Raw genomic sequence first — 11,720 nt, 5'->3', positions numbered from 1 at the left:
CATTCTGTCATGGTTGCACAGGTGCCGGCTGAAACTGCCACTCAAGTGTACCGCTCCAGCTTTCTCCTGGTTTCAGGGACATCCCTTCAGGGCTCTGCATTTCCAGATTGTAGCAACCGATTCCGAACCAGATCCGGGGCGTGCGGAATTCCTTCAGGGAAAAGCGCTGAACCAGACTGTAATGTGACGCAGTATCATCGACCCGCCACCAGCCGGAGGTAAACGTTCCGGTCGGTTTTTCTCCCAGCCCGGTCCAGAACGGCATGGTGATTTCGGATCCGGCAATCGGCATAACGAGCTTGTCAATGCCGTGGTCACCACTTCCACCGACGGTATACTCCGGATGCATGTAGTAGGTGAGTTCACGTGTTTTTTTATCACGATTTGTCATGGTCAGCTTCAGCTGGAAACCTCCGTTTCCGGTGAGGAACAGCTCCTTGCGCAATCCAACGGGAGCGTCCTCCGGAGAAGTCAGGATCAGGTGGTCCCCCTTCGCCTCCGCCTGATAAACGGCGCTTCTATCCACAGGGCGTCCATCCGCATCGCGGACTTCATCCCAGATACAATAGTAGTTATTGACACTCTCAAGATGATTGATCCGGGAATAATCGATATTGAGCTGATTGGCGCCGGTTCGTTTATCATAAATTTCAAGAATGCGCCCGCCACGTTTCGGGTCGACGGTCAGTTCCAGCGTATCGTCCGAGAGCACCCAGACCGGGGAACTTCCGCCGGAAATAGTCGCTGTTTTCAACTCAGTTTTTCCACTGTTTGGTTGAAGCCGGCGAACATAAAAATCACATCCGACGGAGGACGACGAATATTTTCCGTCACAAGTCACCGTAAGCCGAAACGGTTCAAGAATATCCTTTCCCGCCTGGATCGAGAACTCCAGAACAGACAGCTTTCCCGCCGGCAACTCCAGGCTGCGGGAGGCGAGTTTCTCCCCGCTGTCACGCTCGAGTACAGCTTCGGCACGCAGAGTTTCTCCGCTGGAATTCTTCAGGAAGAACTTAGCCGAAGCCTGCGTATTTCCCGGTGGGATCACCACAACCGTTTTTTCCGGTTCCAGAGTCACTGCGATCTCTTCGCTTCCGGATTTGTTTTCAACCTTGACACTGTCGACCAGTTCAACGGGTTGAATGCTGCGGAGATAAATCGGGCCCGGCCCGTAGATCACGCGGAAAGTTCCATCGGCGGAAGTATGCAGAGTCTCCTGCTCACCCTTCATGCGAATCACTTCAACTTTTCCGGGTGCAGTCCGGAAGGAGCCGCTGTAGAGTCCCCGTCCATCCCAGATGACGCTGACATGTTCCTCCTTGTCACTCTCCTTGAAAATATAACCGTAGACCAGCTCATTATCGACCCCCTTCATGGGACCGGCGAGCGTACAATTCCCCAATTCCCTTCCGAGGGTCGCCACCGCATGGAAAGAGGGCTTTTTCTGCAAATCCCAGTCAAGCATGCCGAAGGCGTGTTCCGTGTAATTCGGATCGTTTCCCGCATCCCAGTAACTGTACAGAAAGACACGCTTGAAACCGAGGACATAGTGAATCAGTAATCCCCGAGTGATCATCTCGGCAACCTGCTCCCGGGTGACGGAGTAACCGAGCGGATTGGCAACATTGCAATCGCTGTAACCGTATTCCGTGGAAATCATCGGCTTATCGGCATCACCGTATTTGGCCATGATTTCCCTCACTCGGGTGATCCGTTCAAAAAGCTGTTCCGGGGCTCCGCCCGGATATCCTTCCGGAGTATGGAAATCAGCGGAATTTCCCGTATAGGTATGCAGATCGAGGACATCGAAATACGCTTTCCCGCCAGCAGCATAAAAATCATCCAGATATTTCAACGCATGATTCTCCAAGCCGGTAGTCGGAGCCGTAATCACATTGCGAGAATCGTATTTCTTAGCCATTTCATAGTGACTTTTTAGAACATCAAGATAGGCCTGTACGGGCTTTCCCCACAAATGAGGTTCATTTCCCGCAGTGAACGCATAACAGCCAACCGCCTTGCCGTCTTTGAATGCCTGCTCATGAGGAAACGAAAAAATTCCGACTCCGACATTGTAATATTTCTGTACAATCTCCGGCGAGCACCGCCACCAGCGGATCTGCCGGAATGGAGTTCGGGACAGCAGTTGCACAGCAACCGTATTCCACGCTATATGTTCCGGTCGATCAGCCACAGTGCCCTCACTGCTACCTCCCCAGTAAAAATTGACCGCCAGCATATCACCGAACGTACGGCATTCGAGTGGACGTGGAGTCCGGTACTGTTTCCACTCAACCGGTACGACTGAGCCATCCACGTTGCGTGCAGCAACGCCGAAACGATAATCGTGCTCCGGTTCCAGGGGAAAGATAAGCTTCCGTGTTTCCGTAACCGGCAGAGACGCAATCAGCTCCTCGCGTCCGGAGATGTCGGAGTATACCAGCCACTCCTTCACTTCGCTAACGCGACGTGCGAAATCGCTCCAGTCAAGTATCACGGCACCCTCCTGAATGCCGGTGACGGAGAATTTGACGCCGGGACGCTGTTTCTCCGGAGAAAGCTTTTCCGCCTCTCCTGTATTCAGCCGACGACCGAAAACCGCGGCTTCGCTTAAAACAAGCTGAAAGGCTCCGACCCGCTTTTTGACCCGGAACTGAACATAACGCGCTGCCGCCGGCTTTTCCAACGTGAAAGAAAGAGGAACTCCCTTCTCATTTACAGATCGTGCCTTGGTATCCGAAACCGCACTGCCGACACTCGTAAAATGAACGCCGTCCAGACTCAAAAGCACCTCATACTGCCCCATTCCCATCGTATCGCGTTCCTGCGCCCACACACGAGTGGCTTCAATGAGGAAAGGTTGTTTCAAATCGATGATGAAACTCCCGTAATAATCCGGCTGCCCCCAGCTGCCATATGCCTGACTGGCCCCTTCCGGCCCGATCCGTCCATCAATCAGAGTCTGAAGTTGATTATTCCCGATTGTGATCAGGCCCCGGTCTGTGGGAAAAGCTCCATCCGTCACCCAGGAGACGGTCGCACCCGTCTCAATGCGCGGAAGATCACCGGCAAAGGCCGCGGAATCATGATTCGGATAATTGTTGTCCGAAAGCAGTGCCGGCGCTGCTTGAAGAGCGGAAACTGAAACAATTCCGGCGAGAAGCAGATGTGCGAAATTCATTGAAAGCTGTCCTTTTAAAATCCGTTGCGGTTGCGATACCAGAGGGAGTTTTCCACACTGTCCTGCCACACGTTTTTCATGAATGAGTTACGGGAGGGGCTCAGTGCATGACCATCGACCAGCAGCAGGGTTCCGCTGTCGTTGTGCCTGGTCGCAGTATCGGCTCCGGAATACAGAAACACCTGTGATCGTTCCGCAGTGACCTGAACTTCCGTCACTTCCATGACAGTGCTCGGACTGGGAACTTGTCCGAACTTACGAGGAATGGACCCCTTTTCATCAAGTGTAACAGCGTAGACCTCCTTCATCAGTCCGGCTGGTTTGTCGCCGCCGATATTGGTATCACAGGAATTGATGGCATAGCCTCCCATCCACCACCAGGACTCCAGTCCAACCTCCCGCTGCTCAAGCGCAGGACACAAAAAGACGGAGGGCCTCATGTCGCTCCCGTTGTTGCGATAGAGATAACCGAGCAGCTGTGCATAGTTGCTGTACCAGTCTCCACCTTCCGGCATATAGATTCGTGCCACAGCCGGGACAAAATAATCCTGATAATCTTGTCCGTAAAGCGCGATGTAAACGCCCTGCTGCTTCAAATTGGAAAGACATTTGGTCGTTTTGGCCGTCGAACGCGCCTTGTTGAGAGCAGGAAGGAGCATGGAAGCAAGAATCGCGATGATCGCAATTACTACTAAAAGTTCAATTAATGTGAAATGGCTAAGGTTTCTGAAACGGGAAACCGGATATTCCCATTTCCGCTCGGATACGACGTTTGACGGGAGTGGAAGCTTTATTTTTGACATTTATCATCCTTTCCTGTTCAGTATGGTACAGAGAGTTATCTTTTTTCCTGATTCACCGTTCCGACGGATTGGCGAATTATCAACTCCGTTGGCAAAATTTCTCCCGGCAAATTAGAACGGTTTCGCTGCAAATACTCGTCCAGATAATACAATGCCTTTCGTCCCATTTCACTCAGCGGTTGTCTCACGGTTGTCAATGGAGGAGCAAGATAACCGGCAAAGGGAAGATCGTCGAAACCGATGATGGAAACATCGTCCGGAATCCGTCTTCCAAACTCATAACACGCTCGGTAACAACCCATTGCCATTTCGTCGTTGCCGCAGAGAATCGCCGTGATCTCCGGCGAAGCAGTCAGCAGTTTCACAGCCTGGCGATAACCGGCTTCCTGCGCGTGAACAGTTGGGATATGTGGAATCACCCATTCCGGTTTTCCTCCGCCGATTTCCAGTAGAGCGTCACGATACTCACTCAGCCGCTGTCGGCAGTTGTCAGAGGAATCATCACCGACCGGCAGAAATCCGATCCGGCGGTGCCCTTTCTGAAGGAGCAGTTCCATCGCTTCGCGAATTCCGCGGTTGGAATCATTATTCACATAACCCATCCTGCCGCTCTGCACGGGAGTATTGATCAGCATGATGGGAATTCCAGCCCTCTCAAGCATCGGCAGCGCGGGGAGCAGCCGATCCGCCATCACCAGGCAAAGTACATCACAGCGACGGGTCCGGCTCAGACGAATCAACGCCTGACCATCCACCTCACCGCAATCCATAATAATCGACATCTCCACACTGTGATGAGTTTTCGCATATCCCGTCATGCCATTGATGATCTGGGAGGTATACTCGGGCAGTGCGGGGAACTCAGTGGAAACGATCACTCCGATATGCGATACCCGTTCCGTTCCTTTATTAGGAGAAAAATTCAATTCTGAGATCACCGTCCGAATCCGGCGGCGCAAAGTCTCGCTCACATCGGTCCGATTGTTCACCACCCTCGATACGGTCGCAACCGAAACTCCGGCCCGTTCCGCCACCAGATGGATGCTGATTTCTTTTTTTCTGCGTGTCATTTGATAAATCCGCCATTGAGAACTTGTAAATATTATGATCAATTTTTCGGAAAAAGTCAAGCTGATCTCATAAAATTTTCGAAATTTTTATTTTTTATTCGGTAAAATAATGTATTTGCCTGCTGACACTATGATTTTCTTCCAGGAAAATCAAATTTCATACTGTAACAGGTATCAAAAATTAAAAAAAATTCAAATCACAACTTGATTTTTTCTAAATAACTTTTATATTTATTTACAAGCAGGATACAATAAGAAGAACATGAACATGAACATGACGAACATCCATACAGATCCGGAATTTGCGGAGAAATGCCGGGCGGCGGGCTGGAAATGCACATCGCAGCGGCTGGCGGTGTACGAGTATCTGAAAGGAAATCTCACACACCCCGACGTGGACGCGGTTCTGGCGGCGGTTCGAAAGTCGCTTCCGACAATCACCAGGGAAAGCGTCTATCGGATTTTGAACGAGTTTGCGGAAAAGGAGATCATCCGGCGGCTTGATCACATCGAGAACGCACGATACGATTCACGCACGGATGCACACGGACACTTCATCTGCACAAAATGCGGGAAGATTTCGGACTTCGACTGGCCGGAAGGAGCGGCGATTCCGCATGAAGCGCCGCCCGGCAAAGTGATTCATGCGGAGGTCCGGCTCGTGGGGCTATGCCCCGAGTGTTCGGAAACGTGAGCAGAACGGGTTCATCCCGTATTGCAATGGAACCAGTATCCCCTAACCATCAACCAGGAGAGTGTCACCATGAGAAGCATCACGAAAATCGAACTCCAGTATGCGCACCGGTTCTACAAGTTCCAGGGCGAAGCCCAGTATCTGCACGGCCACACCGGCATACTGACCATCGAGGTTGAAGACACCGTTGATCCCGGCGTCAACATGGTGTTCCCGTGCAACGAGATCCAGAAAGTGGCGTGGGATGTGTTGAAGAATTTCGACCATGCGCTCATTCTGCGTGAGGATGATCCGCTGCTCCCGGCGATCCTTGCGGTCTATGAGAAACAGGGGATCCGGAACGGCGCGCCTTCGAACAAGATGAAGGGCGAAGCGTTCAAAACCGAACTGGCCACCGCCTATCCGGAGTGTCGACTGGTCGTCACCAAGGAGACCATGACGGTCGAAGGAATGATCAAGATCGTCTACGAGTTGCTGAAAGACAAGCTCAACATTGCAAAGCTGACCTTCACGAGCGGCGTGAACGCCGCGACTCAGGAGTACAAGCCGGCCGGAACCGTCGACCGCTGTCCGCTCTGCGGCGTGGCTCTCGTCAACGGAGTCTGCCCGAAGTGCGGATATAAGAAACACTGAAAAAACCGTCCGTCCGGAGCGCTCCGGACGGACGGCAGGCGGGAAATCCGCAGAGAGAACTGCCCTTCTCCTGCGGGATTCCCGCCTTTTTGCTTCTCAGCGGATGCGGCGGATTTCATTCGGCATACTCAACCTTGAGATCCCGAAACAGAATTCTGCCGGTGACTCCCTGCAACCCCAGCATGATCGCAACCGAACGGACTCCATAAGGGATGTCCGCCGTGAAGCTCACTTGTTTCCAGTCGAAAGAGCCGCCGCCGATGGTCGCGGCGGGCCATTCCGTCTTGCCGTCATTCCGGGAGACCATAAGTCCGAATTTACCTCCCAGATGGCCCGCGGGAGGCTTCGAGATATTCTCCGCCTTGATCTGCGCGGAGAAGCGCACCTTCGCGCCCGCGACATCGTCGGTTTTGAGCCACAGAAGCAGACAGGGGTTGGTCTTGCCGTCAGCAGCCGGGTAGTCAACCACGAGCGCCGGCCTGCCGTCCTCCAGAGTCTGAACCGACGCAAACTTCGCACTTGAACCCGTCACCTGGAACGGCGGCTTGAAATCCTGCTGATAAACCGGACCGGAGGCGGAGGCGGCGGGCGCATTCTCCCCGGTACGCTCCTCCGCCGGGCCGCGTTTCACCACGGAACTGCCGTAAACGGCGGCTCCTTTCGGCTGATTCCTCGTTTCGGCAAGCACCTGCTGCTGCTGTGCGATGACGCGCTCGAGATTCCGATTTTCCCGTTCAAGTTTTTTGTTGGCATTCGCCTGATCGGTCCAGCGGGTTTCGAGTTCGCGGATCTCCAGCTCAAGACGGCGGTTCTCCTCCACGAGCTTCACCGGGTCGGCCGCGCCGAGCGGCAGCGACAACGAAAGCGGCAGCAGCAGAGCGGCACAGGTCGATGGGAATTTCATTGCTGTTTCCTCCAGTCGATTTTCATAATCCGGTCGAATCCGGGCTGGGCGGCATAGGCGGCGCGCCCCGGGAGTTCGACTTCACGGTTCCGCCCATCCCAATGGAAGCGGTAGCGCCCCGGACGCGGCAGGACAAACCAGGCTCTTCCCTGACTGTCCGCAGTGACGCCGAACTGTCCGGTCGAGCCGTCCGCGGCTTCCGCAATGACGATCCGACCGGCTCCGGCGGAACCGAGTTCAACCACGCATTCGGCATCCGGTGCGGCCGCCAGCGGCGGCATCGGGCGCAGCGTGGAGCGATACGCCTCGTTGACCGCGTTGCGGACATGAGACGGGTGGGTGCCGTCGAACCAGTTGAGCACGGTCATCCCGCTCTTTTTCACGTCGGTCGCCGTGAACTCCTCCCGAAGGCCGGTGCCGGAAAGCGCAGGCCACGGGATGCGGAGCCACGGATATCCGGGTCGGCCGGGGACCTCCCCCGCATTGTGCTGGGAAGCCGTAATTCCCCAGACGTTCCCCTTGCCGGTGTCGTCGAACTGGATGAATCCGTCGTGCGCGAGCCCCATGTAGATCTGGCCGGGCACATCGAGTTCCCGGTAAAGGCGCGCGACCTCGGCAACCCGTTTCGCCTTCGCCTCCACCTGACTCGGGACGGCGCCGATCCAGTTGTCCCACGCACCGTAGGAGTAGTAGAGCGTCTCGCCGTAAATCACCGGGCGGAAACCGAAAACGCTCTGCCAGTTCCGCACGAACCGGTCGATATTGAAGTCCGGGTAGTGGTAGTTCGCAGTGTCGCACGGGGGATCGTCGTGATACTTATCCGCGAATCCCCAGGTACCGACGTCGCCGTCCCTCGTCATGATCCGCTCCGGATCGAGGCTCTTGACATACTGCCCGTAGAGGGCGCCAAGCCGGTCATTGCGGACGTTGAACTTCTCCTTGGCGGGGGTGTCCCACGCCTGCGTGAAGATCTCGTTGTCGGTCGCGAGCACGACCACACTCGGATGATTCCGAACCATCTCGTACCAGCGGCGATAGTTGCGCAGATTGAACGCATGACGCGGACTCGCCACGAATTCGTCATAAGGGATGAAATTCTCCGGTTTGTCGCGTCCCCGTTCGTGCAGCACGGGATACATATTCGCATAGGCGAGCATGCCGAGCCGATCGCAGGAGCGGAAAAACTCCGGAGACTGGAACGCCCCGTCGTGATTGCGGATCGTATTGATTCCGTCAGCCCGCAGCAGCGGAAACATCACGTCGCACACCTTGCGGTTGTCGAGCCCCTTCATGCCGACATCCCCCTGCAACACAATGCGCCGTCCGTTCAGAAAGAGATCGCTTCCCGCAATCCAGAATTCGCGGAAGCCGAACGGTTCGATGGTGCGGTCGACAAGCTTTCCGTCGACGTAGAGGTCGCTGACCAGATCGTAGAGAACGGGGTCGCCATACTTTCCGCCGATGCCCCAGAGCACCGGATCATTCCAGAGTCCGACACTCTTGAACGCCACAATTTCTCCGGGCGGAACAACGCCTTTCATCTCCGGCAACCGGTAACGGACGCGGCCGTCGAGCACACAGCTGCTGACCAGCCGCACTTCGGCGGGAGTCCGGGAACGGTTCTCCACTTCGCTTACGGTTTCGATCGTGTTGTTGCGGAAACGGGTTTTGACTGCGACATCGCCGATCCGCACACCGGCGGCGGAGGATTCGAGCCGCAAATCGCCGGAGATTCCGAATCTCTCCTGGAACTTCGGAATTCCCGTCAGCTGAAATTCCGTAACCGGATCCGAAAAGTAGAGTTCCAGCCGGTTTTTTCCGGGTCTGACCCCTTTGAGGGGAATCCGCACGATGCCGATGTTCCCTTCCCAGCGGCCGCAGAACTCGCCGTTCATATAGACCTTGAGAAGCCCGTTGACCCCTTCGCAGACAAAATCCCAGCTGCGGGTTCCGGCGTCGGCGCCGAGGTCGAGATCGAGCCGCGCCCAGAATTTCTGCCATGTCACAATTTCGTCGAAGGTATAATCCTCCCACCCCTTGCGGGAGACCACCTTGCCGTAAGGGTCCTTCGGTTTCACGTTCTGAACGGGATAGTACCATGTGCGGAAGTAGCGGTTGAAGTGCGTGCGCGGCAGAAATCCCGGTTTCCACGCCTCATCCGGCGGCGGGGTATGGCCGCTCTTTTCCGCCTCGCGCGAAAAGCCTTCGCCCATTTTCCAGAGGTCGCCGTTCAGCAGAATTCGACGTCGGGCCGCCACCGGAGCAGGAGAGAGCGGTTCGTCGATGGAGTTCGCCTCCTCGCCGCCGCGGTTTTTCCGGCGCAGCGCCTCCCAGGCCTCCTCCTGCCCGGCGTAGAGTCCGGCGTGGCGCTGCTTGAGTTCGGCGCCGGTGCGGATGAGCGAATCCCGCTGCTCGTCTCCGGCCTTGATTTTTGCGAGCCACTCCGCGCGCTGCTTCTTCAATTCGGCGTTGCGGGCGGCAACAACGGCAGGATCATGGATTTCAAACGCCTCTTCGAGAATGGCAAAAGGAGTCGTTTCGCCGGAACGCGAAAGTTCCAGTCTGACACGGCAGATGCCGGCGGGCAGCTCGACCTGTTCCTGCCAGAGAATGGATTTGCCGTTGAATTCGAGGTTGCGCCGGAAAATCTTCCGCCCGCCCGCTGCCGGAGAGAGAATCAGTTTCGCGTCACAAGCCTCCCGGTTCCCGCTGCCGATGGTGACGCCCAGAGTGTTGCTTCCGGTGAGATTGATTTTTTCCTTCAGGGCGAAAAGCGCGTAGGCGCCGCCGTCGAAAGCCGCGGGAATCTCCGCGAGTTTGTCGCGCTGCATCGCTTCGCGGGCGGGGTCGTCGGTGCGGATCACAAGATCGGTCATCGGGCGGTTTTCCCGGTCGCTGATCGCGAGGCAGAATCCGGTTCCGTACGTGCGGTCAACCACCTTCATGACGAGAACGTTGAGCCCCCGCCGCAATTCAGCGTCATGGAGGAAGCCGTCCGGGACGATTCCCTGTGAGGAGTTCGCCGAACCGACGAGTTTTCCGTTCAAATACGCCTTGAAATCGTCATCGCTTCCGATGCGGAGCCGGATCTTGCGCGCTTCGGGCGACTCGATGTAGCAGACGGCGTAGACGATCATGTGGTCGTCGATCGGATCGAACCAGCCGTCAAAAACAATGTTCGGTGATTCGCCGGTCTGCGTGAATTTCTTCCAGATGACCGGAAAGGTTTTGTCCTCCTTGAATCCCCACTCGTTGGTCGAACCGATTCCGGCGATGAGTCTGGATTTGTCGGCCTTGAACAGCGCATCGTCACGCATGCCCGCGTAAGGGCGGAGATTCGCCTCGCCCCCCTTCGCGGCGAGCGGATCATCCCGAAACCCCTGATCGACGCCGTCGACCAGATAGGATGGGTAAGCTCCGCCGATGAGCCAATCCCGGACAAAACCCCGGGCGTCCGGTGTTGCTCCATGCAGTGGCGCGGATACAGCGAGCAACATCAGAAAAGCCAGAAAACCTCTCATTCCATTTCCCCATGTGCTTTCATTTACAACTGACGTTCCCGGGAAGAGGCTCTTTACCGGTATTCAACACAGACCGGATTTGTCGAGAAATGCGCAAACGAACCGGGGCAATAGATGCCGGTCCCGGCGTAGCGCTTGGTTTTCACGTGGCCGTCCACATACCCGACGTTGAAGGTGAGACCGGCGTGCCGGGCTGTGAAACCATGCTGATTCTGCTGAACCTCCTCGCCGTACATGTTGACCTTCCACTGACGGTATTCCCCGAGGGAGGCATTTCTGGAGTAAGCGTCGCCAATCAGAACTTTCTGGGATGGCCTGACAAACTGTTTGAGGGACTTGAAGTCGTACTTTTCCTTCTCCGCGCCTGAGAGGTTCTGGGCGGAATTCAATATTCCATAGGCCGCCCATAAGTTGGAGGACGGGCATTTCGTAATTCCATAGGTGGCCCAGGTGTGTAATGTAGAGTCGGCCGGGCCAGGAATATTGCCGTTATCCGCGAGCTGCCGCCACCATGATTTCTGAGTGCCATACACAATGTTCCGCGGCACCTGGCCGGTTTCGTCGTCGTAGGAGATGATTCCCAGACAAAGCTGTTTGCAGTTGTTCATGCAGCTCGCCGTCTTGGCTTTTTCCCGCGCCTGATTCAACGCGGGCAGCAGCATCGATGCCAGAATCGCGATGATCGCAATCACAACGAGGAGCTCGATAAGGGTAAAGTTCTTTTGATGCATGAAAGTCCTCCATCCGGTTGTAATGGTTATTACAGAGCGGTTCACACGGGAAATGCCGTTTGCATTCCATTTCCTTCAGATCGCTCACTACTTCTCATATTATGGAAGGTAATTTCAAAAGTTTTTAATTCGGCGGGATGAAAAAAGAGGCAGAAGGTTCATCTTAACTCTGGGACTATCAAA

8 protein-coding genes are annotated in these 11,720 nt (G+C 55.4%); 2 read left to right on the top strand and 6 right to left on the bottom strand.

Annotated features, from left to right (window positions below):
- Nucleotides 1-7: 7 nt before the first annotated feature.
- The 3 genes from Q0K10_RS13140 to Q0K10_RS13130 are packed head-to-tail and all read right to left on the bottom strand — an operon-like array spanning nt 8 to nt 5,114.
- Nucleotides 8-3,181 (bottom strand): discoidin domain-containing protein, encoded by a 3,174-nt coding sequence (locus Q0K10_RS13140; protein ID WP_294507827.1) that lies wholly within the window; start codon nt 3,179-3,181, stop codon nt 8-10.
- A gap of 14 nt (nt 3,182-3,195) precedes the next feature.
- Nucleotides 3,196-3,984, bottom strand: a complete 789-nt coding sequence (locus Q0K10_RS13135) for a type II secretion system protein (RefSeq protein ID WP_294507825.1) — start codon at nt 3,982-3,984, stop codon at nt 3,196-3,198.
- Nucleotides 3,985-4,019: 35 nt separating this feature from the next.
- Nucleotides 4,020-5,114 carry a LacI family DNA-binding transcriptional regulator gene (locus tag Q0K10_RS13130; protein WP_294507823.1) on the bottom strand — a complete coding sequence of 365 codons (1,095 nt, stop codon included), beginning with the start codon at nt 5,112-5,114 and terminating at the stop codon, nt 4,020-4,022.
- A 208-nt stretch (nt 5,115-5,322) separates the two neighbouring features.
- Between Q0K10_RS13130 and Q0K10_RS13125 the strand changes: the two genes are divergently transcribed.
- Both Q0K10_RS13125 and Q0K10_RS13120 read left to right on the top strand, forming a co-directional pair.
- Nucleotides 5,323-5,748, top strand: coding sequence for a Fur family transcriptional regulator (locus Q0K10_RS13125; protein ID WP_294507821.1), 426 nt, complete (start codon nt 5,323-5,325; stop codon nt 5,746-5,748).
- A gap of 69 nt (nt 5,749-5,817) precedes the next feature.
- Complete coding sequence (locus Q0K10_RS13120) at nt 5,818-6,381, top strand: 6-carboxytetrahydropterin synthase (RefSeq protein ID WP_294507819.1); 564 nt, start codon at nt 5,818-5,820, stop codon at nt 6,379-6,381.
- 115 nt (nt 6,382-6,496) lie between these two features.
- Here the strand turns inward: Q0K10_RS13120 and Q0K10_RS13115 are convergent, their stop codons facing one another.
- Genes Q0K10_RS13115 through Q0K10_RS13105 form a run of 3 tightly spaced genes read right to left on the bottom strand, consistent with a single transcriptional unit; the run spans nt 6,497 to nt 11,537 of the window.
- Entirely contained in the window at nt 6,497-7,285 is a 789-nt protein-coding gene (locus Q0K10_RS13115) for a hypothetical protein (RefSeq protein ID WP_294507817.1), read from the bottom strand.
- Nucleotides 7,282-10,806 (bottom strand): hypothetical protein, encoded by a 3,525-nt coding sequence (locus Q0K10_RS13110; RefSeq protein WP_294507815.1) that lies wholly within the window; start codon nt 10,804-10,806, stop codon nt 7,282-7,284. The genes Q0K10_RS13115 and Q0K10_RS13110 overlap by 4 nt, the downstream gene beginning before the upstream one ends.
- Before the next feature lie 53 nt (nt 10,807-10,859).
- Nucleotides 10,860-11,537 (bottom strand): DUF1559 domain-containing protein, encoded by a 678-nt coding sequence (locus tag Q0K10_RS13105; RefSeq protein ID WP_294507813.1) that lies wholly within the window; start codon nt 11,535-11,537, stop codon nt 10,860-10,862.
- Nucleotides 11,538-11,720: the final 183 nt, after the last annotated feature.

This window comes from uncultured Victivallis sp., from assembly GCF_944391105.1.
GTDB lineage: Bacteria > Verrucomicrobiota > Lentisphaeria > Victivallales > Victivallaceae > Victivallis.
This window is presented reverse-complemented; position numbering and strand designations above follow the sequence as displayed.